This window comes from Larkinella bovis (assembly GCF_042655385.1).
In the GTDB taxonomy this organism is placed as follows: domain Bacteria; phylum Bacteroidota; class Bacteroidia; order Cytophagales; family Spirosomataceae; genus Larkinella; species Larkinella bovis.
In genome coordinates this window covers 863,083-888,341 of record NZ_JBHSMA010000002.1, presented here as the reverse complement: position 1 = coordinate 888,341, position 25,259 = coordinate 863,083, and the positions used below count along the sequence as shown (strand labels likewise).

Below are 25,259 nucleotides of genomic sequence, written 5' to 3'. Positions count from 1 at the left end.
AGCCCCATAGATTCTTTGGCAATTAGAAGAAATAACATAAATCTAGAGAGTTATCGAAACCTTTTTCAAGGCGATAACTGTTTTCAAAACATTGCAGTTTTGCGCCATCTCTCCTTTGATACGTCCTATTTTCAGTTCGCGCAGCATTCCTCTTTTTTAACGTACCGGCCATGTGGATTGTCCGTTTAGCCCTTGAGAAAAAGTACGCCATTGTCGCAATGGGGGTACTGATTCTGAGTATGGGTGTTGTTGCCTTCATCCGGCCACCGGCTGATTGTCCGGTGGCGCATTTGTCAAACACCGGTTCGCCGGTGCGGCCGGGGAAAATTATGCCGTTCCCGGAAACCCGCTTGTCAGAACTGCCGGGTAATCAATCGTGATTCCAAAATCCGGATGAGTCAACTGCGGAGGACCACCGAAGCGCCGGGCCGGAGTTGCCCCCGAAACAGCGTCTTATTCGCGGGTTGGCAGGAGCAGGAACCGGTTACATGACGGTCAGCCGGTTCGGATTCCAAGGGCCAACGTTCGGCCACAAAACAAAAAGTATGAGAAAATCAGTTGCTTTCCCTGTTGCGTTTTTTCTTCTCAGCGTTACGGTTTCCCTGGCGCAGTCGGCGGCTTCGGCCGGAAGTTCATCGGGCGGCTTCGGCCCGATGGTTAGTGTTCAATCCAATCCGGTTCGCAGCGGTTGGGCGGTTTTCCGCGACAGGACGCTCGACTCGCTGATCGATAGTGGCCTGAGCAACAACCCCGACATTCGAGTGGCCGTCAGCCGGGTCGAAGAAGCCCGGATTCGGGTCCGGATCGCCGAATCATTCCTGTCGCCATCGATTCGTAGCAGCCTGAATCTCAACACCCAAAGCCTGTCCGAATACCGCCCCGTGGCCGTTCCGGTAACCAGTGAGCGACTGCCCCGGTTGCAACTCAACACGCTACAGATTCTGCCGATCGACGCCAGTTATGAAGTCGATTTGTTTAAACGAATCCGCAATACCGTACGGGTAACGGATTTGCAACGGCAGGTTTCGGAATCCGATATGCAGATTACGCAACTGATTGTGGCCTCCGAAATTGCCCGGCTGTATTACCTCATTCGGGCGAACGATAGCGAACAGGCCGTAGTTCGCCGGAATATTAGCCTGCGGGATTCGACCATTTCCATTATCCGCGCCCGGTTTCAGGCCGGATTGACCAACGAGATCGACGCCAAACGCGCCGAAACCGACCTTGCCAACGTCCGGGTTTTGCTGCTCAGTCTGGAACGAAGCCGCACCGAAGTAGTCAATGCGTTATCGAATTTGTGTGGCCAGAATCCGGCAACGTTCAGCCTGAGTCCGGGCCGGCTGGAGGGCGGGCTGCCCGAATTACCGTTTTCGGCCATTTCTGCCGATCAATTGCGCCGTCGGCCCGACCTATTGCAGGCCGAACAGCAAATGCAGGTCGCCAGCGTACAGATTCAGGTAAACCGGTCGGCCCTGTATCCGCGCATCAATCTGCTGGGTTCGGGCGGAACCCTGACCGGCCGAATCGGAGGTTTGTTCGTTCCCGCCAGTATGACCTACCTGCTGGGTATTAACGCCAGCATTCCGATTTTCGAAGGGAAGCGCAACCAACAGAATATTGCGCTGGCGCAACAGCAATACCAAACCAACGATGCCGCTTATCAGCAACGGGTTCTGATCGCCCAGCGGGAAGCCGAAACCGCTCTGGATAATCTGCAAAACACGCGTCAGCAAATCGACGCCCAGAACACCGCCCTCGAATCGGCCCGCTACACCGAACGGCTGAACCGTGAGCTGTATGGCAAAGGGTTGACAACCTTCCTGGAAGTACTCGATGCCCAGCGCACCGTGCTCGATTCCGAACGTCAACTCGTCATTCTGCAAGGCCAGCGGGCATCGTATACCGTTGCACTGCTCAAAGCGTTGGGCGGAAGTTTTTAAGAAACAGCAGGAAGGGAATCCGGTTTTTAGTTGCCTTCCCGTCCTCCAGCCTCCTTGGTGGTTAGTGGGTTCGTTTGGCAGGGCAAAACCGGCCTGCCAGCTGCCACTTCCCTGCGTGAGATCATAAGGCCGCCGAAAGAGTGCTTCAACTGTCCTCCCCCTTTGCGGTTTTCCGCATCAGTCGGCCCCAGCCGGTTTCCAGGAAAAAGAAGCGAATCAGGAGAAGGCTTGACGCCATCCGGCAAACGATCGGATGGTAGTACCTATGGCAAAAAGTCGGCTCTCCGCCGGAACTGCACCCTTTTGTTCCCATTCCATCAAAGCACGCAAATCTTTCAAACCTTCTTTCCGGGCCCGCGTTTTAGTGATATTTCCACGTAAACCTTTCTATCAATGACACGCGCAGACAACCAGACAACCGCCGAGGATACCCTCATGCCGAACGCGAAGTATCCTGAAAATATGACCAGCAACGGCTATGGTGGTTATTCGGCCATGCCCGATCCGAACGAGGAAGATGATGAGGAGTACGATGAAGAAGAACTGACCATCACAGACGATGAGGATGAAGAGTTGACGGACGAGGAAGTAGAAGACGAAGATGACGATATTTAATCGTCGGCCGCTCCCGTCAACGACGCCGTCTATTTGCAAACAGTCTTAATTTCCAGCCAGGTATGGAACCCAAAGAAAACAAACCATCCGATCAGGAACCGGCGGAAACCTACCACGATCAGGATTCAGAGCCACCTGCCGAAAGCGCCCAGGCCAACCGCATGACGGAAGAACACCGGGCACCGAATGACCCGGCAGAAGGGCCGAGGGAATGAAGCGGTAAGCAAGAAGCGGTAAGAATTGCCTAAGGTCCTTCTTACCGCTTCTTGCCTACCTCAAAATTGATAACAGTGTATCGCATTTCAGCTCCGTTTCACGCCATTCTTTGGCGGGTGAGGAGTCTTCTGTCAGACCGGCCCCGGCATAGAGCGTGCCGTCCTGGCCTTCGAGTTTCATGCAACGCAGGTTGACAAACAAGTGCGATTCGGCCCCCTTCGTCTGGAAAATGTTGACTGGCCCGAGAAAACCGCTGTATAATTCGCGCTGATGGCTTTCATTTTGCAAAATAAACTCCTGCGCTTCTTCCCGCGGCATTCCGCAAACGGCTGATGTCGGGTGTAATAGCCGCAGCATCACCGTGCCCAGCTGCGGGAAATTCACGGCCTGGGTATCGACGGAATAGTCCGAACGGAGGTGCATCAGATTGCCGGCCACGACGGTGCGCGGCCCTTCCTCGATGTATTCCCGAATCCGGATTTTCTTGAAACAGCCAATAATGTAACGCCCGACCAGCGCCTGTTCTTCGATTTCTTTCTGCGTCCAGGGGGCATCCATCGCCCGTTTGGTTCGCCCTTCCGAATCAAACGCCGACTGCGTTCCTGCCAGCGCCACGGTCCGAAAAACCCCATTGGCCTCCAGGCTCACCAGTCGTTCGGGAGTAGCCCCAATCCAGACCTGGTTGCGATCCGGCAGATAAACCGCTGAAACAAAAGCGTTCGGATATGCATTGCAAAGCCGGTTAAACAGCGTCGGAATATCGGGTTGTGCGTCGAACCGAATGGTTTTCGTGCGAGACAACACCACCTTGCGAAATTTGCCACGCTTGATCTGTCGAATCGCCCGGCTGACCGCCTTTTCGAAAGGGTCCTGCTGGGAATCAACCGGTTCTACCACCTCAAGATTGGAAAGTACGTCCTTCCGAGCGGTTTTTGATCCCTTTCGATACAGGGCTTCCACCGCGGGGTGGCCGTCGGAGAACTTGTTCTGAACCGCCAGGATGTTGCCTTCCTCGTCGAAACGCCAGTAAAAATCGGCTTTTAAAAACAGGGTATTTTCAGCGTCCGGATTGATAAACGGACTGACGGCAAAACCCATCGGCAATTCTTCAAAATCCAACCCCACAGTCGAAACCGTACCCGACGCATCGATTATCAATTCGCGGTCGGTCCGGTTCGGAAGTCGCCAGAGGGCAGCAGGATAACCCGCCAGAATAGCGGCTTCCCAGAGTGCCCGGAAATCCTGCCGCGTTTGTACAGTTGATGACAAGTGCGTTAAAAATTGCATTATCGAAATAGTAGCGCTGCAAATTTAGCTCTAATCGGATAACAGATTGTTCTTATTTTTTGTGCGCAAAAAGTGAAAACATCGCAAAAAATAGACCATCAACCGGATTTTTTCCTGCTTACGGTTCATGGGGGTAAAGTAACAACTCATGGCCGATTTTGCACGCTTCGTCCCGAATAAGGTTGGTTTTAATTCCGATAAGGCCGTACTTAATCTCCTTTTTAACTTGTACAGCACAATGAACATCCTGGTCGTTGAAGACGAGCCGCTGGCCGTTCAGAAACTCAAGAAACTCCTGTGGCAGGTCAATCCTGAAATACGGATTGCGGGCACGACGGATGGCATCGAATCAACCGTTAACTGGCTTACTACCAACCCCCTTCCTGACCTCATCCTGATGGACATTGAATTGTCCGACGGGCAGAGTTTTGAAATTTTCAATCAGGTTGCCATCGAATGCCCGGTTGTCTTTACAACCTCGTACGACGAAACGGCCGTTCGATCGTTTCAGCTTAACCGCTTCGATTATCTGTTAAAGCCCATAAAAAAAGAGGAACTTGAACAGGTTCTGCAGAAATACCAGACCAGTACGGCCGCTAAAGTTTCGTCGTCCGACATCGGTTATCTGGTGGACGATCTTCGGAAACAACTGCGAAAACCGGAATTTCGGAGTCAGTTTCTGGCCCGCTACAAGCAACGGCTTGTCTCGATCGATGCGGCTGAGGTCAGTTTTTTTTACACCAAGGAAGGGATTACCTATTTATACGGCCGCGACAACAACCGATATACCATCGATTATCCGCTCGACCAACTGGAGCAGATTCTGGAACCGCGTCATTTTTTCCGGATAAATGAACAGTTTATAGTGGAACTCCGGGCGGTTTCCCAAATTCATGCTTACCTTAACGGGCAACTTAAGCTGGATCTGAAATCGGGCGGACTCATGCAGGATATTGTCGTCAGCCGCGACCGGATCAAAGACTTCAAAGCGTGGATCGGCCGATAGAATGCAGAAATTGAACGACAGATGGATGCGCCTGATTGGCGTTCCTTTGCTGGCATTAACGGGTCAGTGGGCGATGTACGGCTACACCAATGTCCCGTACCCGGACGACTGGCGCATTCCTTTTTTCTTTATTCTGGGCAGCGTTGTCGTTTGGGAAACCAACCGCTGGGGCATTATTCTGTCCCGCCGGAAATACCCGGAACTTAACCAGACGCTGCACCGCATTCTGTACCAGCTTACCTGGTTTGTATTTTTTTCGAGCCTGATCCGCATCACCCAAACGTTTGTGTATGAACTCATTGGCCTATGGCCGATTGAAGATGCGTTGTTGTTCAGACCGTATTTTTTCAATACGCTCGTTTCGGTCGTCGGCACGATTCAGATTGCGGCTTTTTACGAAGGGGTTTACCTCTACCAGCGCTGGAAAGTTACCTACACGGAAGCCCAGGAATTGAAGAAGGTAAACCTGCAAAGCCAGCTCGATTCCCTGAAAACCCAGATTAATCCGCATTTTCTGTTCAACAACCTCAACTCCCTTTCATCGCTGATCACCAGCGATGCCGAACAGGCCGAGTTGTTTGTGGATGAACTCTCGTCGGTTTACCGGTATCTGCTGCAGCAAAATAACCGGGATTTGTGTCCCCTGAATGACGAAATTCAATTCATCAAAGCTTATTTCCACCTGTTGAAAACCCGGTACGGCGACGGCATTTTCATGGAAACCGACATTGAACCGGTGTATCTTACCTACGTAATTCCGCCCCTGACGCTGCAGATTTTGTTCGAAAATGCCATCAAACACAACATTATCGCCGTCAGCCGTCCGTTAACGATCAAGATTTATACCAGTGACGGCCATTTGTTCGTGGAGAACAACATGCAGAAAAAGAAGGTCGCCGTGCCCTCCAACCAGATCGGTTTGCAGAACATCATGATCAAGTATAAACTCCTCGCCCACTCGCCCGTCACAATCCACTACGACGACCAGAAGTTTCTGGTGGGCGTGCCGCTGCTGGCGCCTACGGCGGAGGTAGTGAGATCGTAAATCGCCCCATCCCAGACACGGTAGCCAGCCAACTGATGGTACCGCCCCCGCTACTTGCCTACCGCTTGGGCAGCAATCTCCTTGATTTGTCAGACACTTTTTACACGACGCTATCGTAGTGGTCTCCTATTCTCCCGTTTACCAGACGATAGAATTTCCGGAAGGCCCTCAGTCTGGACTCCTTTCCATCACTGAATATGCCACAGATTCGTGCTTTTCGATTCATTCTCGCTAACTTTCCGCCCTGAAAAGTTGTATTGAATCAGATCTAAACGCAAAACGGAAATGGCATCGGGTTTTTTCGCCATCTTGGATGATATAGCCGCCTTAATGGATGATATGGCCCTGGCCACTAAAGTAGCCACCCGGAAAACCGCCGGGATTCTGGGGGACGATCTGGCCGTAAACGCCGAAAAAGCGACGGGCTTTCTGGCCGAACGAGAATTGCCCATCCTTTGGGCCATTACCAAAGGGTCCTTGATTAACAAACTGATCATCGTTCCCGTTGCCCTTCTGCTGAATGGATTCTTTCCGGCCGCGATCACCATCATCCTGCTACTGGGCGGTTGTTACCTGGCCTACGAAGGGGCCGAAAAAATCATTGAATACATAACCCATACCAGCCACGGAAAACCGCCGGTCCACACCGACACCGAGCAGGAACAGGTCGGGGGCGATCCTGAAAAAGCTAAAATCAAAGCTGCCATCACCACCGACTTTATCCTTTCGATCGAAATTGTCATCATTGCCCTGGGAACGGTGACGGAACAGGAGACCGTAATCCAGATCGTAACGGTGTCGGCCGTGGCTCTGCTGGCCACGGTGGGTGTATATGGCATCGTGGCACTGATTGTGAGAATGGACGATGCGGGCTATCGACTCATCAAACGCTCGAACGGGAACGGGTTCCTTTCCAGGCTGGGTCGTGGGCTGGTGGGGGCCTTACCGGTTGTGATCCGGATCTTAAACGTAGTGGGGACGTTTGCCCTGTTATTAGTGGCGGGCGGCATCTTTGTGCACAACATCCATTCCCTGCACTCGTTGTTTCCAGCCCTTCCATCTATGATCAAAGAGCTGGGGCTTGGGTTAGTGGTCGGATTAGTCCTTGCTGGCCTGATGGCCCTCATCAAGATGCTTCGTAAGGTTCCATCGTCGGCATCTTGATTTACTATGGCGCGTTGGCGGGCCGGCTAACTCTGATCATTTTATATCCTTGTTTCCATTTGCGGATGCACGCTGGAGTGGTCCCAAGGCATTGACAGCTAGTGGGATCGCTCCTTTTGCCTTCGAAAGCTCAACCGTATTCGATAAGATCTACACAGTAAACCGGTTTGCTTTCAGCCAGACCTGGCAAACGTCCTCGAGTTGCGCCCGAATACCGTGTACGGAAATTTCTTTGTGGATGAAACCGCTGGCACCGGCCTGGAAACAGGCTTCCCTCTCCCTTTCGGACGTGGAATGGGTATAGATAATGACCGGAATATCCTTCCAGTGCGGATCCTGCTTGAGCTGAACCAGCAATTCAAGCCCGCTGATATAAGGCATTTTCAGGTCCAGCAGAATAAGATCCGGTTTTTGCCGGGCCGCTTCCAGGCGAGAGCGGAGGAACGTACCGTCGGAAAAGAGGTGAAAGGTTATAGTGCGAAGGTGACGGGTAAAGATCCATTCATACAATAAAAGATTATCATCATTATCTTCAATAATATAAAGAAGTGGACTCCTGCAAACCGCCACCCGACGCGAGGGTATTGACGGTGAATTACCGCATTCCGAATCAGCCATGATATTTCCGCGAAAGCACTTAAAGGCAACTACCTAACCTTTTCACACCCAGCAATTATCGGACTAGAATTTACCCGATAATTGCTTAGTTAGTTTATGGTATAAAACCGGTTAAACGTCCGTCAAAACCCGGTTTTTCCATCCGGTCAGTGCCCCTCAATCACGGCCACGGTCAGGCGACAGATACAGACCAGTTTCCCGGCTTCATCGGTAATCCGAATATCCCAGATGTGTGTGGTGCGGCCCACGTGAATCGGTGTTACTTTCCCGTACACCCAGCCTTCCCTGACCGACCGGACGTGGTTGGCATTGATTTCGAGCCCGACGGCCCGCTGCCGGTTGGGATCGTCGAGTTGCATAACGGATGCGATGCTTCCGAGCGTTTCGGCAAGCACAACCGATGCGCCACCGTGCAGGATCCCGAACGGCTGGCGCGTCCGATGATCGACGGGCATCCGGGCCATGAGGTAGCCATCGCCGAGTTCGGTCAGTTCAATGCCCAAATGGTGAACAATCGAGTTGTGGTGGAACTGTTGCAGGGTTTCTAATGTCCAGTCTGGCTTCATTTTATGAACATTTTTTCGTAATTTTGCAGGCGTTTTCGAGCGCTTCGTTGACACAAATCCATAGGTTGGAATAGTAGATATTGAATTATTTAAAGGCAAATCATTATTCTATTTATTATTCGCGCGTTCAGTATTCATTTTCCAATATTATAAAAGCGAGATTGAAACAAAAAACGATATATCTCATTCGCCACGGCGAAACCGATTATAACCGCCAGGGCGTTGTCCAGGGCAGTGGTGTGGATTCGGATTTGAATGCGATGGGACAGGCCCAGGCGCTGGCGTTTTATCAGGCCTATCAGCACATTCCGTTCTCGAAAGTATACACCTCGAAACTCCGGCGTACCCGGCAGTCGGTGCAGTGTTTCATCGAAGCCGGCATACCGCACGAAAGCTACGAGGGACTCAACGAGATCAGCTGGGGAGCCCGTGAAGGCAAAATGCCCAACAATTTCGACAACGAGTATTACAGCACGCTCATCAAAAACTGGGCCGCCGGCCATACCGACTACCCGACGGAAGACGGCGAAAGCCCCGATCAGGTGGCCCAACGCCAGAAACCCGTGATCGATCTCCTTCTTTCCCGGGCCGACGAAAACCCCATCCTGATCTGCATGCACGGCCGGGCCATTCGCATCCTGCTATCCTGGCTGATGGACGAATCGCTGGCGACAATGGATATGTATGAGCACAGTAACCTCTGTCTGTATAAGTTACAATACGATTACGATACCCGGAGGTTCACCATCGAAGTAGCCAACGACAGCACGCACTTGCTGGCGCTGGTTATGCATCATTAATCGTGGTTCCACTGACCCCATCACGGGAGGCCGTCTGGTTATGTAACCGAAAATCCGCACCTGAAAATCCTATATAACCACTCCTGTAATAAAAACCGCACTTCATCTACAAAATACTATATTCGCTACATGTACCGTGTCGTTGAAGTAGATTTTGATGTGAAAGCATGTCTAAGAATAGAATATATTGGTTTTGCCAGATTGTTGGGTGGACAATGCTCATTATGGCCGAGTTCGCCATTTTTACCTTTGCAGAAGGCTATAAAGCGGATTTCTTCTACGAAGCCATTGCCACCATTATCCTTTGTATTTTACTGACTCACCTGTACCGCCTGATGATTAAACGATGGCGGTGGGTGCAGCTCCCGTTCTTTCAACTGGTTCCGCGGGTTGTTCTCTCGGTTTTTGTGCTGGCCGTGATCATGACCATCATCAACCTGCCGATCGATAAACAGGTCCTCCCCCAATACCTGGCCGACGAACCATCCATTGTGCTGGGGTACCTGCTGAACTGGGGAAAATGCATGCTGGCCTGGGTTCTGAGTTACACCGCCTACCATTATGTCGAACGATCCCGCAACGCCGAAATCGAAAAAATTCTGCTAAAAACCTCGATTCGCGAGTCTGAAGCCAAAGTACTCCGCTCCCAGCTCAATCCACACTTTGTCTTCAACGCCCTCAATAGCATCCGCGCGCTGGTGCTCGAAAATCCGACCAAAGCCCAGCAAAGCATTACCCAACTCTCCAACATCCTCCGCAACTCGCTGCTGGCCGATCGGCGCAAAACCGTCGAACTCCGGGAAGAAATCAAAACCGTCGAAGATTACCTCGCTCTCGAAAAAGTACGCTACGAAGATCGTCTGCATTGCCAACTGGAAATTGATCCCAAAACCCAATATTTGCAGGTGCCGCCGATGATGCTCCAGACGCTGGTCGAAAACGCCATCAAACACGGAGTCCAGAAAGCCATCAACGGCGGTTTTGTCGAACTGACCACCTGGCTCGAAGATCGTTTACTGTACATCCGGATTCGCAATACCGGCGTTCTGGGCAATACGGAAGCGTCGGGCGGTTTTGGCCTGAAAAACACCTCGCAACGGCTCGAACTGCTCTACGGCCCCGAAGCCAGTTTCCGGATTTTGCAGGAATCTGCCGAGGTCGTTTGCGCGGATATTGTCATTCCCTTGCAATCGGTCGGTGTATTTAAACGGATGGAAGAATTGAAAAGAGTTTAAAGCTTATCGTAATTAGTTTGTGATTTGACGTTTAACGCCTGGCCATCCCGTTTAAATTTCAGCCCTAAACTATCCACGTTAAACCTTAAACTTTTAAACCTTAAACTATGTAATGAAGACACTCATTGTTGATGACGAGCGCCTGGCCCGGAATGAACTGCGCCGGTTACTGGATAATTTTCCCAAACTAGAAGTGATTGGCGAAGCAGCCAATGCCGACGAAGCCCTGAAGATGATCGATGAACTCCAGCCGGAGTTGCTGTTTCTGGATATCCAGATGCCCGGCAAAAACGGTTTTGAGTTATTATCCGCCATCGACGGCAAAGCGCCGGAAGTCATTTTCACGACCGCTTACGATGAATACGCCATTACGGCTTTTGAATACAACGCGCTGGATTACCTGCTGAAACCGATCGAACTGAACCGGCTTTCGGAGGCCATCAACCGCGTCGAAGAAAACACTCACCACCCCGAAACGGAAGCCCCGCGCCGGGATGCCAACAAGATTCTGGGTGAAAACGATCAGGTCTTTGTCAAAGACGGCGAAAAATGCTGGTTTGTCAAACTCGGGAAAGTGCGGCTGTTCGAATCGATGGGCAATTATGTGCGTCTCCACTTCGATGACCAGAAACCGCTGGTACTGAAGTCGTTGAACAGTCTGGAGGACCGGCTGGACCCCAACACCTTCTTCCGGGCCAACCGCAAACACATTATCAACCTCCCCTGGATTGACAAAATCGAGCCCTGGTTCAGTGGCGGTTTGCTGGTGACGCTCAAAGGGGGCGACAAAATTGAGATCAGCCGTCGGCAGGCGATTCGGTTTAAGGAGTTGATGAGCCTGTAGACAGTTCGTTGAGGGCCGCCCGGGCCTTGTTGTCGATGCTGTTTTTGTATTCGTGCTTTTTGAAACTCAGGGCTTTCTGAAAATACTGCCGCGCTTTGGGCACATTGCGCTTCTGCTGATAAAGGTATCCCAATTGCAGGGCAGACGTCGCTCCGTAGGAAAAGTGCTCGGTTTCGCTTAACAGGATGGCCCGTTCAAAATACGGCACGGCCTCGTCTTCATCGCCCCGGCGCTGCAAAATCCGGCCTTTCCGGTAATTGAATTCGGCCTTTTCGTTCGCCAGCGGAAAGGCCGTTTCGGTAAATGGGCGCAGCGTTTGCCAGGCCGTGTCGTAATACCCGCCGTCGGTTGCCAGCCGGGCTTTCATCAGGATTTTCTGCCGGGGCGAAATCCCTTTTTTAAAGTATAATTCCGCAAACTTCTGGGCAGCCTTATCCGATTCGACCACTGTGGCTCCCACCTGCATCGCCTGCCGGAGCAAGGGGGCGGCTTTGGCCTCTTCGTCGGCGAGCCAATAACACAAAAACTGTTTATAGTAACTGTCTTTCAGGAAATTAACACCTTTATACTGACCCAGGAACGTGCGATAAGCCGACGCGGCTTCCGGGTATTCGGCCTTTTGCAGCAGGATGTCGGCCCGTAAGTTTTCCAGAATCGGAAACGGCAGGTAGGCCGGCCCCACCGGGCGGTTTTTCAGAAAGCGGAGGGCCTCTTCGCTCCGGGCTTCCTTGATGAAAACCGAAGTAGCGAAAAAGTGGAGCAGCAGATTATCCGGATTACTTTGCACCAGTTTTTTCAGATGGGCAACGTCGCCCGGCGTCAATTTCAGGACATACGCCCGAATCAGTACCTCGATCAACTCGGCCTCGGTTTGAAAAACCGCATCCTTTTGCGCGACGGTCCGGATTTCCTGTAACCCCTGCCTGATGTTACCGCGCAATCCCAGGATGCGGGTCACCCAGGTATACGTATCGGGAACCGCCCCAATCATCACGTGCAGCAGGCCCAGCGATTTATAGGTGGGTAAAAAACCGGGAAATTTCTTCCGGTTTTCTTCCAGGAGCTTATACGCCCGAATGACGTCCCAGCAGGCACTCGCTTCCTGCCCGAATTTGAGTTTGACAAATGCCCAGTGCAGCCGGATCTCGGCCTGGGCAAACCGCTGCCAGGGCGAGTTTTCGTCCAGATCCCGGAGCAAATCCAGCCGCTCATCCTGCCGATCTTCCCACTGTTCGAAGAGTTGCCGGTTATCCGAAACCAGCAGGGTCATCATGTCCGCAAAGTCGTCCACATAAACCGCAATCCCATTTCGACGCGCAACCTCATCCGTCAGCAACCGCCGGCCCTCCTGCACTTTTAATTTCAGGACCTCGTCGTATGCCCGTTGCAGGTTGGGTGAAAAATCGAAATCGGCCGCCTGCGCACCCGTTGAGACACACCCGGCAACCCACAGCACCAAGAGAATTCGCATGCTGCGAAAATACGGTTTCCGAACCGTTTGCCAGCACAGGGAACAAAAAAAGGCCACCAGCAGGTGACCTCTTAATGGAAAAGAAATGGGTTATCGACGCGACGAAACCGGCTCAGGAACGCCTTCAACATCGGCGAAAATGCGACCACAATGCTCGCAAACGATGATTTTCTTTTTATCCCGGATATCGGCCTGGCGCTGGGGCGGCACCACGTTGAAGCAACCACCACAGGCACCGCGTTTCACAATGACAACGGCCAGGCCGTTCAGCGCGTTTTCCCGGATTTTATTGTACGATTTCAGCAATCGCTCTTCAATATGCGTAGCCTGCTCATCCCGATTAGCCAGCAAGGCTTTCTCCTCGTCCTGGCTCTCCGAAGTAATCTGATTGAGTTCCAGCATCTTCACTTTCAAATCCTCCTTGCGCTCATCCAAAGCCGACTGCGTTGCTTTGATTTCTTCCTGCTTGTTCCGGATTTTGAATGAAGCCTCATTGATTTTCTTATCGGCCAATTCAATTTCCAGCGTTTGCAGTTCCACTTCTTTCGAGATGGCGTCGAACTCGCGGTTGTTGCGGACGTTCATCTGCTGATCTTTGTAGCGTGCAATCAACCGTTCTGCGTCTTTTTTGACGGCCTTGTTCCGGTCGATTTCTTCTTCTAATCCCTGAATGTCGGTGTTGAATTTACCGATACGGGTCTCAAATCCGGCAATATCATCTTCCAGATCGCGCACCTCTTCCGGCAGGTCACCGCGGATCTTTTTTAATTCATCAAGCTGAGAGTCAATCGATTGAAGTTTTAGAAGTGCTTCGAGTTTTTGCGCAATCGTCAGTTCCATTCGTGCGGTTTTTGCTGCCTAAGAGTAGTAGAACACCGGGTTGGTATCTATTTCGGACAAAATTACCGCAAAGGTATGATTTTTTTTCAACAAATAGTGTAGAATCAAGTCTTTAGTAAATACTTCACTTTCATAATGGCCAATATCGGCAATCATAGTCCGTTGATCGGCATCAAAAAATTCGTGGTACTTGTAGTCGGCGGTAATAAACACGTCGGCTCCGGCCCGGACGGCATCGTTCAGCAAAAAACCGCCTGCCCCCCCACAGACCGCTACCCGACGCACCGGTTGTTGCCGCAGCCCCGTATGCCGGATCACCGAAAGATTCATCCGGTTTTTAAGATAGGCCAGAAAATCCGTTTCCGCCATTGCCTCCGGTAGCTCCCCGACGGCGCCCGCGCCAACTTCCTGATTTTCATTAGCCAGTGGGTACAGATCGTACGCCGGAACTTCATACGGATGCGCTTTCTTGAGGGCCGTAACCAGGCGGTTTTCCAGAAAAGTCGGAAAAATCACTTCGATCCGTTCTTCCTGCACCGCTTCCTCCGTCCCGACCCGGCCGATCGCCGGACTGGCCCCCGCCAGGGGCTTAAACGTTCCGGTCCCTCCTACCCGAAAGGAACAATGTTCGTAGGCGCCTATCTGTCCGGCTCCGGCTTCATACAAGGCCGCAAGAACCGTTTGTATGGCCTTTGCTGGCGTAAAAACCGCTAATTTTGTCAGTACCTGTGATTTGGGGGCCAGAACACGGACCTGCTGAAGATTCAGTTTTTCAGCGATTTTAAAACTCACTCCGCCCGCAATATTGTCCAGATTGGTATGGGCCGCATATAAGGCGATGTCATGCTTGATGGCCTTGATGACAACCCGTTCCACATAATTCCGGCCATTCAGCTTTTTCAGTCCCCGGAACACAATGGGGTGATGGGCCACAATGAGGTTACATTTCTTCTGAATAGCCTCCTCCACCACGGCTTCCGTAATGTCCAGCGTCACCAGAATTCCGGTCACGGTGGTTCGGGCATCGCCCACCAGCAGACCGGCATTGTCGTAACTTTCCTGGTAGGCCAGAGGAGCCCAAGTTTCAAGGTCGGCGGTAATGTCTTGTATTTTCATTCAATAGCTACGCGGTTTATCAGATTTTGAGTTCGTCCCTTGCGATCATTGGCCTTTACCGAATGCCATACCGTTCCGCCAGGATGTTCAGGTGATGCCGTTCGTGCCCAGCCAGCACCGAGAAAAAGGCGCGCGACGAAATGGCAAGCCCATTGGCAATTCCCATCCGCTCCTGCGCTTCGTCGGTCAGGCTTTCGGCCAGGGCCAGGGTCGATTGACGTACGAAACCGTAATGGTTAACCAATTGCTGCTGGGATTGCAGGCTGAACTGCGCAATATCGGCATACGCATTCTCGTCGAAGCCCGGCAGCGACTGCGTTTCTCCCCGGGCGATGCACAGGGCGCGGTACATGAAAATTCGCTCGGTGTCGATCATATGCCCCAACATTTCCTTAGGAGACCATTTACCCTCGGCATACCGGAAATTCTGCTGGATGACCGTCAAATTTTTAAATAAACTTTCGACCATAGCGGCTTGCTGCCGCAGGAGGTCGATAACATTCTCGGTATCAACCTGATTGATGTAATTTGCAAAATGGCTGGTGCCGGGATACTCGTTCGTCGACGGTTTTTTCATACATTTTTCGTTATTTTTTTGGTAAAGCTATTGCGTTCTTTCGAAAAGCGCCTACCTTTGCACCACGTTTTCAGGGAAACAATTTGAAAACGAAATGGTCTGGTAGTTCAGTTGGTTAGAATACCTGCCTGTCACGCAGGGGGTCGCGGGTTCGAGTCCCGTCCAGACCGCAAAATAGCTTCAAATGAAACGTAAACCGCTCTTTTCAGGGCGGTTTTTTCGTTATAGGGCACTTAGATGGGATCAGTCGGAAAGTTGGAGCGTGAAAAAGTAGTTTTTGCGCTGAACCAAATTTGAGTTCCTTGCCAGCGTCTTATCAAACCTTAGGCCGTATTCGGTTGTCTGCTTGCCGAAGCCGGTAGTTGCGGACAGTTTCCGTACGGCTGTATCGGTGCAACCCTCAATAAAATGAACATCCATCCCCTTTTTCGAACCTTGTTTAACAAGGCCCCTTCCTGTAGGGCGAACTACGGATTTACCTGTCCTGGTCCTGAATCGGATGAAAATAGATGTTCATGATGCCATACAAAAGGATTACGGTCTGATTCAGCGAGGGATTGCAAATTCCAGTTATATTTCAGCTACCTTCATTCCCCGTTCTATGGATGCTGTAGAATCTGGTGTGACCATGCTGAATACGTACAAATTATTACTTCAGAATATCAGTGATGCCCTATTAATCCTGGACATTGATGGGCAGGTCGACGATCTCAATCCGGCGGCAGCAGTCTTAACCGGCTATCCAGATACCGACTTATGCCATCTCTCACTCGCCGTTCTCTACCCCAACGAAAATGATTTCATTCAAATGGAGTACGACCTGAGCCAGACCCGAAAACTTGGGAAATGGATCACGGAAGGCTGGAAAGTAAAAAAAGATGGCACCCGGTTTTGGGCAGAAATGACGCTGGCACCGGCATACGACGCATTCAATCAGTTCGCCGGTTTTACCTGCCTGCTTCGGGACTCCTCCGAAAAGAAAAACCATGTGCTGGCCTTGCGGGAAAGTGAAGCGCGCTACCGTTTGATGGTCGAAGGAATTCGGGATTACGCCATTTTCCTACTGGATAGCACGGGCCATATTCAAACCTGGAATGAAGGCGCCAAACGAATTAAAGGATATAGTTCCCATGAAATATTTGGCAAACACTTTTCCCAATTTTACACCCTGGAGGATCTCGAAAGTAAAAAGCCCGAACGTGAACTGAAGATTGCCACGGAAACCGGGAAGTACGAAGAAGAAGGCTGGCGGGTTAAAAAGAATGGTTCCGTTTTCTGGGCCAATGTGGTCATTACGGCCCTGTTTAATGATCAAAACCAACTCATCGGATTTTCAAAAGTCACCCGCGACCTGACCGAACGCAAACAGATGGAGGAATCCCTGCGCCAAAGTGAGGAGCAGTACCGCGCGTTAGTGGAACAGGTCATCGATTATGGCATTTTCATGCTGGATGAGAAAGGGCGCATTGTGAGCTGGAATGAAGGGGCAAAACGAATTAATGGGTATCTGGAGAAAGAAATCATCGGAAAGCACTTTACGATTTTTTATCCGGAGGAAGATATTCTCAATGGCAAGCCCGCCCGGGAGCTAAAAGTGGCCCGGGAAGTCGGCAAGTACGAAGAAGAGGGGTGGCGGCTCCGAAAAGATGGCAGCCGGTTCTGGGCCAATATCGTTATTACAGCGGTACACAATACCGCAGGAACCCTGATCGGTTTCTCCAAGGTGACCCGGGATCTGACGGAGCGAAAAGCGGCTGAACAAGCCTTGCGGGAAAGTCACAATCGCTACCGGATGCTGGCCGAGGAATTGAAAAAAACCAATGAAGAACTGGCCGCTACGAACGAAGAACTGGCCGCAAACAATGAGGAGTACGCATCCCTCAATGAAGAACTGGAAGAAGCGAATGAACTCCTGATTCGTTCGAATGAGAACCTGCAAACCTTCGCGTATGTGGCTTCGCATGATTTGCAGGAACCCCTGCGTAAGATTCAGCAGTTCGGCGACTTGCTCAAGGAACACCACCAGGAAGGCCTCGGGGCGGGAATCGATTACCTGGAACGAATGCAAACGGCGGCCAACCGCATGTCGCACCTGATCAAGGACCTGCTCAATTACTCCCGTATCTCCAGACTGCGGCCGCCCAGTGTGGTCATTTCGCTTCAGGAGCTTGTCCACCAGGTGTTGACGACCCTGGAACTGACCATTCAGGATGCGGGGGCGAAGGTGCACGTCGAGCCCCTTCCCACCGTGTTGGGCGATACGACCCAGTTAGGTCAGTTATTTCAGAACCTGCTAAGTAATGCGCTTAAATTTCGCCGAAGTGACGGCACTTCTCACATCTCGATCCGGTCGGGCATCGTCCGGCAGGCAGACTTGCCACCCGGGGTGAAACCCGTTCGGCAGGTGGCCGAATACCACCGCATTGACGTATCCGACAACGGCATCGGTTTTGACGAAAAGTACCGGGATCGGATTTTTCAGGTTTTTCAACGGTTGCACGGCAAAAGTGAATACCCGGGTACGGGCATTGGCCTGGCCATTTGTGAAAAAGTAGCCGCCAATCATGGGGGGGCCATCACCGCCAGTAGCCGGGTCAACGAGGGAGCCACCTTCAGCGTTTATCTGCCCCGTTAGTGGAAGAAAGTAAGCTCCGCAGTCTCGTTTTGCCGAATGGAACGGTCTTTGTTTAACGCGATTCGCTATTTTTTGATCCGGTTGCCTCCACCAATCCAATGCGTTCCGAATGCCGAATCGCTTCGGCGCTATGCGTGAAGTAGCAGCAGGGTACCCCGGCGGCCGTGATTTGATCGACAAATACCTGGGTTCGGGCTTCGTTATTTTTATGCACCCGGCGCAAATAGACACACCGGATTTGCTGCGGAAAGTGCGACACCAGCGACGTATAGATGTTAGGGTCTTCCTGCGTATCGTCGCCCAGCAGGACAAATTTCATGTCGGGAAAAGCCTCCAGAATCCGGACAATTCGCGCAAACTTGGTGACGTGTTTATTCTGCCCGGTTTTCCAGATCTCGCGAAACCGCTTGATCTGGCTCAGCAGGTAAACGCCGTCCGGCAGCTGGTTTTTCTCGCAGAAGGTTAGAATGTAGTCGTAGAGATTCCATTCACTGCTCGATACATAAAAGAACGGGTTGGGCGCTTCGGGCATCGTTCCGGCCCGCGCCAGCAGCTGGTAATGCCTGACCACGCCCTCAAAGGGATCGCGGCTGTACGCATTCTCGGTCAACAGCACGCGCAGGCGTTTCCGGAGATTGGCGGAATGTGAAATCAGAAACGTATCGTCGATATCGGAGACCAGTCCATACTGCGTCGGATGCGAGCGGTAGACGGCTCCTTCCCCCGTGGCTACCGGCTTGTCCGGTCCCAGATAGTCGGTGATCAGGTCCACTTCGACCGGGTGCCAACCGGGCGGAAACGGTTTTTCGGGCGTCCATTCCAGCCGAAAAAAACCGTCTTTCTCCGTCACGTACCGCACATCCTGCTGAATCCCCTTCACTTTGACGGTTGCTCCCTGAACCGGGCGCGTAATGAACAGGCGAAGTAAGGCAAAGGTATTCACCCAGAAATTCTTCCGGTATTTTTTGCGCGGCAGCGGACTCAACCGGAGCACATGGCCAAAAAGTACGGCCTTTTCCTGCTGAACATACCCCCGGTACACTTTCACCACGGGCTTATTGCTGATGCGAAGCCAGGTTAAGAATTTATTTTTTATGCCGCCACTTGCCGCCATTCTTTGTTTATACGTTGTACTATTCGGTTTACAGCATTCGATTTTCGGTATGGTCTCCGCAGAGATTAACGCCAAGTAACTGATGATCAGCTGTAAATCCGTCAGCGACCGAAAGCCAAAAAACCGTATCCTGTAAATTAATTCAGAAACTATGCCGGAAGCCAAAAAGTTAAAATTTCTGTTCGCTATCAACCCGATTTCCGGCGGACAGGATAAATCCGAATGGGAAGTGGGTATCCATAATTTCTTTGAAAAGCATCCCCATACAGTCGAGTTATTCCTGTTAGATGGCAAAAACGATAACGAAGAGCTCCCCAAACAAATCGCATTGCACCAGCCAGACCGGCTGGTGGCCGTGGGCGGAGACGGCACCATCAAGTTTGTGGCCGAACACGCCCTAAACGCAAATCTACCACTGGGGATTATACCGGCGGGGTCGGCCAACGGCATGGCGAAAGAACTGAATATTCCTGCCACGCTGGAGGAAAGCCTGGAGATCGTTGTCAACGGTCTTGCAAAACCGATCGACCTGATTTGCATCAACGGTACCGAGCACTGTCTGCACCTGAGCGATATCGGTATGAACGCCCAACTGGTCAAGTATTTTGATGAGGGCAAAATACGGGGCAAACTCGGTTATGCCCGGGGCGCCTTGCGGGTTCTGATGCGGAGACGCCTGCTGAAGGTGCGGATTTCAACCGGTAACGAGGAAGTCCTACGGTCGGGTTTCATGGTCGTGCTGGCCAACGCCCGGATGTACGGCACGGGGGCAATCATCAACCCCGACGGCGACGTGGCCGACGGCAAATTTGAAGTCGTGGTGATTCGGCAACTTTCACTTTTGGCCATTCTACGCATGTTCATTCATTTTCGGCCGTTCGATCCGAAGCATATCGAAATTTTCCCGGCCACCTCGGTGCACATTGTCACCAAACGGAAAGCTTATTTCCAGATCGACGGCGAATACCGGGGGAAAATCCGGGAAATCACGGCCGAAATCTGGCCGGGGAAATTGCGCGTAATGTTACCGCACCTGCCTGAATAACATTTTATACCTAAATACAGCAGTTGTTGCCGGGTGAAATCCCAATCAGGTGGTCGTCGCCTGGTGTCGTTCCATCTGTTGCCACGGCTGCTCCATGGATTGAATCAGTTCCTGATACAACTGATAGTGGCGTTGGTAGTACTGAAACCGCTCAGGATCCGGCTCGTAGCTGCGGCTGACACGGATGGTGTGTTGGATAGCCTCCGCATAATCCGTCCAGCCCCCAACGCCAATACCGGCCGACAGGGCTGCTCCCAATGCCCCTGTCTCCTGACAATCGGGCACATCGACACGTACCCCGAGTATATCGGCAAACAGTTGACACAGAACCCGGCTACGCGCGCCCCCGCCCGTTAACCGAACGGAATTGAACGCGCATACTCCCCCTTGCCGCAGCTTTTCAACGTGGCTAAAATGACTGAAGACTACTCCTTCGTAAACCGCCCGGAGAGCATCCGCCCGGGTGTGCCAGCCCGCCAGCCCATAAAACCCGGCACGAGCCGTAGCCTGGACATTGGTTCCGTGCAGAAACGGATGATAGATCAGGGGCGACTGAACGTGGGAAAAAGCCGCCATAACCTGTTCATCACAAACCGTATGCACGGATACGCCCCGCCGGGCGGCTTCCAATCGCTCTTCCGCGCAGAATTGCGTAATAAACCACTCCAGATTGGTCACCGAGGTGGCACTGGCTTCCAGACAGAGCCAATGATCCGGAACGGAAGCAATCGCGCTCATGGCCAGATCGGGGTTCAGCAAGGGCACCCGCGTCAACACGCTATTTACACTCCAGGAACCTGCCACCAGGCTAGCCTGCCCTTCGCCCACCACCCCACTTCCAATCAGGCAGGCATCGACATCGAGCAGTCCCGCCACAACGGGTGTACCCGGCAACAGTCCGGTTTGCCGGGCTACGGCGGGCGTAACACCGCCAATCTGCTCAAAGCTCTGGTGCATTTCCGGCAACGCATCGCCCATCTCCTCCAGGCCATATAAGGTCAAAAGTTCAGGGCTATACCGTCGCTGGCGAACATCGACCAGATTGGTGGCACTCATGTCCGAATAATCAGTCGCAACACGCCCGGTCAGGCAGTAGTTAATATAGTCCTTACAGAGCATGGCCGTACCAATCTGCGCGTAGACGTGCGGCTCATGGCGTTTCAACCACACCAGCAGCGTGTTCATCTGGGCGGCCCAAAGCGCCTGGAGAGTATACGGATATACCTGCTCGTTCAAACCGGAAGCGGCCCATTCGGCGCAAATACCGGCGGCCCGGCAATCCAGCGACTGGATACCCCGCAGCGATTTTCCACTCCGATCGAGCAGGTAAGCCCCATTTCCGTGCCCCGTATTCCCAACCGCCAGAATCTGCTCCGACCGGACACCGGCCCGTTGAATCACCTCACGAATGGATTGGACCGTGGCTTGCCAAAGCTCGTCCATATCCCGCTCGCTCCAGCCGGGATGAGGATAGCGAGTCGCAATTTTGCGGGAAGCAACGTGAACCTCCCGACCCGTCAGGTCAAATAAAACGGCTTTACAAACCGTATTGCCATTGTCTAAACCCAGCAAGTAGTGGCTCATGGATGAGTAAAGAAAGTATGTGGATGCTACCAGGCCTGCTCGTACAAGCGTATAATTTCATCGGCAGTGGGCACCACCGGATTGTTCTGGGGACTACCCGATGCCAGGGCATCGGCGGCCATTTTTTCCAGCACCCGGTGAAAAGCCGGTTTTTCAATGCCACAACAATCACGCAACCGGGGAATCTGGAGCGATTGATTCAACTGTTCCAAACCCGCTACCAGAGCAGCCCCGGCCGCTTCGTCGGAATCTCCCTCGGGAACGACTCCCATCGTGCGGGCCACCGTCGCGTACCGTTCCACCGCCCCCGACACCGAAAACCGCGTCACCGCCGGTAGTAAAATGGCATTGCTTAACCCGTGGGCCAGATGGAACTGAATGCCCAAGGGTCGGCTCATTCCGTGAACCAGACAGACACTGCTGTTCGTAAATGCCATGCCTCCCTGGCAAGCCGCCAGGGCCATGCCTTCGCGGGCCACCCGGTTGGAAGGCTCCTGCCAGGCTGCCAACAAATGAGTGGATACCAGACGAATACAGGACAAGGCAATCGGATCGCTCAGACCGTTGGCTTTCCGCGAGACATAGGCCTCTATACCGTGCGTCAGCGTATCAACCCCAACATGGGCGGTGAGGGCTGCGGGCATGGACAGCGTAAGTTCATAATCCACCAGCGCCAACGTCGGCATCAGATGCGCATCGAAAATCATCATTTTCACCTGCTGCTCGGCATCCGTAATGACGGTTACTTTGGTGGCTTCGCTCCCGGTTCCGGCGGTGGTTGGAATGGCAATCAGGGGCAATCCGGCTTTCGGAATTTTATGGTAGCCCATATACTGCTGTAAGGGCTCCTCGTTGGTTCGCAGGATAGCCATCGCTTTGGCAGCATCGATGGGACTTCCTCCCCCCACGGCCACCACAACATCGGCCCCGTGGTTTGTCAGTTCCGCCAACCCTTCGAGAACATTCTGAACCGTTGGATCGGGTTGTACTCCGCTAAAAACCGCCACCGCCAGACCAGCCTCCCGCAAGGGTTCGGCCAGCCTTTGAACGAGGCCCGACTGTTCGATGAATGCATCGGTCACGAAAAAAACCCGGTTGGCCCCCAGCCGGATCAGTTGGGGCAGCAGTTCGCGGCTAGCGCCAGCACCGTGGATGATGGTTTGGGGCGTGTTAAACTGATACGTCATGGCTACCATCCCATTTGTCGGTGATACGAACTATCCCAACGCGAAAGCACGACCCGCTGACGGGTATAAAACTGGACACCTTCGGTACCCTGCATGTGCAGATCGCCGTAGAAGGAATCATTCCAGCCCGCAAAGGGGAATAACGACATGGGCGCTGGCACCCCGACATTGACCCCTACCATCCCACAGTTGATCTCCTGGCTAAATTGCCGGGCGGCAGCTCCGCTAGAGGTAAAAATGACGGCTCCATTCCCGAAATTCAGACGGTTTAGCCAGCCAATCGCTTCATCCAGTGTTTTGGGATGAACCATTGACAACAATGGACCGAACAACTCTTCCTGAAACAGGTGCGCGTCAGGAGTAATCCCATCAAACAGCGTAGGGCCCACGAAAAAGCCCTGCTCCGGGCGGTTTTTTCGACCATCGCGTGCAATGTGGATACCTTTCTGCTCGGCCTGTAAAATGACGTTATCCAGCCGGTTTTGCGCCAGATCATCAATGACCGGTCCCATATCAACCGTATCGTCGGCACTGGTATCGCCAATTCGAATGGCATCGAGTGTGGCATTGAGTCGTTCGTGCAACGCCTTGTTGACCGATCCAACGCCCATCAATAAGGAACCCGCCATACAACGCTGACCCGCGCAGCCAAACGCCGACCCCATGATGGCCCGCAGCGTGGAATCCGGATCCGCGTCCGGCATCACCACCAGGGCATTTTTGGCTCCGCCCCCGGCCTGAACCCGTTTTCCGTGGGCCGATCCGAGCGCGTAGACATGTTTGGCAACCGTAGAAGAGCCAACGAAACTAATGGCCTTGATGCCCGGATGGACACACAGGGCATCGACCACTTCCCGACCACCATGAATCACGTTGAAGACCCCGTCGGGTAAACCCGCTTCCTGAAACAATTCCGCCAGTCGCACCGCCGTGAGTGGGACTTTTTCACTGGGTTTCAGAATGAAGGTATTGCCACAGGCTATGGCGAGCGGAAACATCCACATGGGCACCATCGCCGGAAAGTTATACGGACTGATCCCCGCACAAACCCCCAGCGGTTCACGGAGCGTTTGACCATCGATGTGCGGAGCTACCTGCGCCAGACTTTCGCCTTTGCTCAGGTGTGCAATACCGCAGGCAAATTCAACCACTTCGAACCCCCGGCGAACGTCGCCCCGGGCTTCTTCGAGGGTTTTCCCATTTTCCCGCGTGATCAGCCGGGCCAACGCTTCGCTGTTAGCTTCCAGCAGCGTCCGGTAGCGGAACAGGATGTCCGCCCGCTTCGGAACCGGCAGTTTTGACCAGCTTTCAAAAGCCCGGCTAGCCGCCTGTACGGCCGCATCGACGGTATCGGCACCGGCCATGGGCGTATGGGCAATCACCGCCCCCGTTGAGGGATTATAGACGTTGGTATACGTCGCTACCGACGGCACGCTCCACGTGCCACCGATCAGCTGGGGAACGATCTGACTTGTCTCAACTGAATTGCTCATTGGCCTGACTGTTCGTTTTGGTGATAAATCGCCAACGCTTCGGCAGGCGTTGCATTCTGGTGAATCATGGCCATGAATGCTTTTACGATCTGGGTTGGATTCGGATGCTGGTAAATGTTCCGGCCGTAGACCAGCCCCTTGGTACCTTGCTGTAAAAACTGATAACTTTTCTCGAAAATGGATTCCAGACTTTCCTTGCCACCACCCCGAACCAGCACCGGGCAACGGGCCGCTTCCACCACCTCGTGGTAATCTTCCACGTGCTCGGTAGGGTCGGCTTTAATGATATCAGCCCCGATTTCGCGGGCCTGACGAACCAGCGGAACAATGAGCTTTTTATTCCCATCCACCTGATAGCCGCCCCGCTTATCGTTGGGCGCCATCACCAGGGGCTCGATCATCAGCGGAATTCCATATTTATCACATTCCGAACGAATCCGGGCCAGGTTACGCAGACTCTGGCGGTGCAGATCGGGCTCATTAGGTAACAGCAGCAGGTTACAAACGACGCAGGAAGCATCCATGCGCAGGGCTTCCAGCAGCGGTTCATTCTCATTCTGCAACGCGCTGAACATGACGCGGTGGGTTTCGGCATTATAGGGATTTCCCATATCCACCCGCATCACCAGCGCCGGTTTGTTTTTCCCCGGAATGCGTTGCAGAATATCGCTTTGACCATAATTCGTCTGAATAGCGTCGGGACCCGCAGCCACCAGCTGACCGATTACCTGCTCGACATTTTCCAATCCATCCAGAAAACTATATTCATTAAAAATACCATGATCAATGGCAACATCCAGGCACCGGCCTGATTCGTTGAACATCCGGTTAAACCGGACTTTGGCAGTTTGGTACATA

The 25,259-nt window shown here is 52.7% G+C and carries 24 protein-coding genes and 1 tRNA gene; 13 read left to right on the top strand and 12 right to left on the bottom strand.

Going from position 1 to position 25,259, the window contains the following annotated elements:
* Positions 1–170: 170 nt before the first annotated feature.
* The 4 genes from ACFPMF_RS10875 (at position 171) to ACFPMF_RS10860 (ending at position 2,773) form a co-directional block, all read left to right on the top strand.
* Positions 171–380 (top strand): hypothetical protein, encoded by a 210-nt coding sequence (locus ACFPMF_RS10875; RefSeq protein WP_379844362.1) that lies wholly within the window; start codon positions 171–173, stop codon positions 378–380.
* Between the two features lie 165 nt (positions 381–545).
* Entirely contained in the window at positions 546–1,943 is a 1,398-nt protein-coding gene (locus ACFPMF_RS10870) for an efflux transporter outer membrane subunit (RefSeq protein ID WP_379844360.1), read from the top strand.
* A gap of 393 nt (positions 1,944–2,336) precedes the next feature.
* On the top strand, positions 2,337–2,558 hold the full coding sequence (locus ACFPMF_RS10865) for a hypothetical protein (RefSeq protein WP_379844358.1): 222 nt from the start codon (positions 2,337–2,339) through the stop codon (positions 2,556–2,558).
* 62 nt (positions 2,559–2,620) lie between these two features.
* Entirely contained in the window at positions 2,621–2,773 is a 153-nt protein-coding gene (locus ACFPMF_RS10860) for a hypothetical protein (protein WP_379844355.1), read from the top strand.
* 55 nt (positions 2,774–2,828) lie between these two features.
* On the opposite strand, the gene ACFPMF_RS10855 is transcribed toward ACFPMF_RS10860, so the two are convergent.
* Positions 2,829–4,043, bottom strand: coding sequence for an isochorismate synthase (locus ACFPMF_RS10855; RefSeq protein WP_379844352.1), 1,215 nt, complete (start codon positions 4,041–4,043; stop codon positions 2,829–2,831).
* A 256-nt stretch (positions 4,044–4,299) separates the two neighbouring features.
* Here ACFPMF_RS10855 and ACFPMF_RS10850 point away from each other — a divergent pair, with 256 nt between their 5' ends.
* From ACFPMF_RS10850 to ACFPMF_RS10840, 3 genes are all read left to right on the top strand, one after another.
* Positions 4,300–5,067, top strand: coding sequence for a LytR/AlgR family response regulator transcription factor (locus ACFPMF_RS10850; RefSeq protein ID WP_379844349.1), 768 nt, complete (start codon positions 4,300–4,302; stop codon positions 5,065–5,067).
* A 1-nt stretch (position 5,068) separates the two neighbouring features.
* Positions 5,069–6,112: a sensor histidine kinase gene (locus ACFPMF_RS10845; protein WP_379844346.1), complete on the top strand. Its 1,044-nt coding sequence runs from the start codon at positions 5,069–5,071 to the stop codon at positions 6,110–6,112.
* A 285-nt stretch (positions 6,113–6,397) separates the two neighbouring features.
* Positions 6,398–7,276 carry a DUF808 domain-containing protein gene (locus ACFPMF_RS10840; protein ID WP_379844343.1) on the top strand — a complete coding sequence of 293 codons (879 nt, stop codon included), beginning with the start codon at positions 6,398–6,400 and terminating at the stop codon, positions 7,274–7,276.
* Between the two features lie 150 nt (positions 7,277–7,426).
* Here the strand turns inward: ACFPMF_RS10840 and ACFPMF_RS10835 are convergent, their stop codons facing one another.
* Positions 7,427–7,894: a response regulator gene (locus ACFPMF_RS10835; RefSeq protein WP_379844340.1), complete on the bottom strand. Its 468-nt coding sequence runs from the start codon at positions 7,892–7,894 to the stop codon at positions 7,427–7,429.
* Positions 7,895–8,040: 146 nt separating this feature from the next.
* Positions 8,041–8,460: a hotdog fold thioesterase gene (locus ACFPMF_RS10830; protein WP_379844337.1), complete on the bottom strand. Its 420-nt coding sequence runs from the start codon at positions 8,458–8,460 to the stop codon at positions 8,041–8,043.
* Positions 8,461–8,621: 161 nt separating this feature from the next.
* Here ACFPMF_RS10830 and ACFPMF_RS10825 point away from each other — a divergent pair, with 161 nt between their 5' ends.
* From ACFPMF_RS10825 to ACFPMF_RS10815, 3 genes are all read left to right on the top strand, one after another.
* Positions 8,622–9,260 carry a histidine phosphatase family protein gene (locus ACFPMF_RS10825; RefSeq protein WP_379844334.1) on the top strand — a complete coding sequence of 213 codons (639 nt, stop codon included), beginning with the start codon at positions 8,622–8,624 and terminating at the stop codon, positions 9,258–9,260.
* A 167-nt stretch (positions 9,261–9,427) separates the two neighbouring features.
* Positions 9,428–10,495, top strand: coding sequence for a sensor histidine kinase (locus tag ACFPMF_RS10820; RefSeq protein ID WP_379844331.1), 1,068 nt, complete (start codon positions 9,428–9,430; stop codon positions 10,493–10,495).
* Between the two features lie 112 nt (positions 10,496–10,607).
* Positions 10,608–11,339: a LytR/AlgR family response regulator transcription factor gene (locus ACFPMF_RS10815; RefSeq protein WP_379844328.1), complete on the top strand. Its 732-nt coding sequence runs from the start codon at positions 10,608–10,610 to the stop codon at positions 11,337–11,339.
* Here the strand turns inward: ACFPMF_RS10815 and ACFPMF_RS10810 are convergent.
* From ACFPMF_RS10810 to ACFPMF_RS10795, 4 genes are all read right to left on the bottom strand, one after another.
* Entirely contained in the window at positions 11,317–12,810 is a 1,494-nt protein-coding gene (locus ACFPMF_RS10810; RefSeq protein ID WP_379844325.1) for a tetratricopeptide repeat protein, read from the bottom strand. The two genes, ACFPMF_RS10815 and ACFPMF_RS10810, sit on opposite strands and share 23 nt — an antisense overlap.
* A 90-nt stretch (positions 12,811–12,900) precedes the next feature.
* Complete coding sequence (locus ACFPMF_RS10805; protein WP_379844323.1) at positions 12,901–13,650, bottom strand: zinc ribbon domain-containing protein; 750 nt, start codon at positions 13,648–13,650, stop codon at positions 12,901–12,903.
* Positions 13,651–13,668: 18 nt separating this feature from the next.
* Positions 13,669–14,766 (bottom strand): Nif3-like dinuclear metal center hexameric protein, encoded by a 1,098-nt coding sequence (locus tag ACFPMF_RS10800; RefSeq protein ID WP_379844320.1) that lies wholly within the window; start codon positions 14,764–14,766, stop codon positions 13,669–13,671.
* Positions 14,767–14,821: 55 nt separating this feature from the next.
* Positions 14,822–15,343: a DinB family protein gene (locus tag ACFPMF_RS10795; RefSeq protein ID WP_379844317.1), complete on the bottom strand. Its 522-nt coding sequence runs from the start codon at positions 15,341–15,343 to the stop codon at positions 14,822–14,824.
* Positions 15,344–15,439: 96 nt separating this feature from the next.
* Here ACFPMF_RS10795 and ACFPMF_RS10790 point away from each other — a divergent pair.
* Positions 15,440–15,513 (top strand) — tRNA-Asp (locus ACFPMF_RS10790).
* Between the two features lie 431 nt (positions 15,514–15,944).
* Entirely contained in the window at positions 15,945–17,978 is a 2,034-nt protein-coding gene (locus ACFPMF_RS10785) for a PAS domain S-box protein (protein ID WP_379844314.1), read from the top strand.
* A 52-nt stretch (positions 17,979–18,030) separates the two neighbouring features.
* Here the strand turns inward: ACFPMF_RS10785 and ACFPMF_RS10780 are convergent, their stop codons facing one another.
* Positions 18,031–19,092, bottom strand: a complete 1,062-nt coding sequence (locus tag ACFPMF_RS10780; RefSeq protein WP_379844311.1) for an App1 family protein — start codon at positions 19,090–19,092, stop codon at positions 18,031–18,033.
* 151 nt (positions 19,093–19,243) lie between these two features.
* On the opposite strand from ACFPMF_RS10780, the gene ACFPMF_RS10775 reads away from it, so the two are divergent.
* A complete protein-coding gene (locus ACFPMF_RS10775; RefSeq protein ID WP_379844309.1) occupies positions 19,244–20,137 on the top strand; it encodes a diacylglycerol/lipid kinase family protein in 894 nt (297 codons plus the stop codon).
* 45 nt (positions 20,138–20,182) lie between these two features.
* Here the strand turns inward: ACFPMF_RS10775 and ACFPMF_RS10770 are convergent, their stop codons facing one another.
* The 4 genes from ACFPMF_RS10770 to ACFPMF_RS10755 are packed head-to-tail and all read right to left on the bottom strand — an operon-like array spanning position 20,183 to position 25,258.
* Positions 20,183–21,721 (bottom strand): FGGY-family carbohydrate kinase, encoded by a 1,539-nt coding sequence (locus ACFPMF_RS10770; protein WP_379844307.1) that lies wholly within the window; start codon positions 21,719–21,721, stop codon positions 20,183–20,185.
* 26 nt (positions 21,722–21,747) lie between these two features.
* Positions 21,748–22,908 (bottom strand): iron-containing alcohol dehydrogenase, encoded by a 1,161-nt coding sequence (locus ACFPMF_RS10765; RefSeq protein WP_379844304.1) that lies wholly within the window; start codon positions 22,906–22,908, stop codon positions 21,748–21,750.
* A gap of 2 nt (positions 22,909–22,910) precedes the next feature.
* The gene (locus ACFPMF_RS10760; RefSeq protein ID WP_379844300.1) at positions 22,911–24,401 is read right to left on the bottom strand and encodes a CoA-acylating methylmalonate-semialdehyde dehydrogenase; all 1,491 of its coding nucleotides are present in this window, start codon (positions 24,399–24,401) and stop codon (positions 22,911–22,913) included.
* Positions 24,398–25,258 (bottom strand): class I fructose-bisphosphate aldolase, encoded by an 861-nt coding sequence (locus ACFPMF_RS10755; protein WP_379844297.1) that lies wholly within the window; start codon positions 25,256–25,258, stop codon positions 24,398–24,400. Before ACFPMF_RS10755 ends, ACFPMF_RS10760 begins: the two co-directional genes overlap by 4 nt.
* Between the last annotated feature and the right edge of the window lies 1 nt (position 25,259).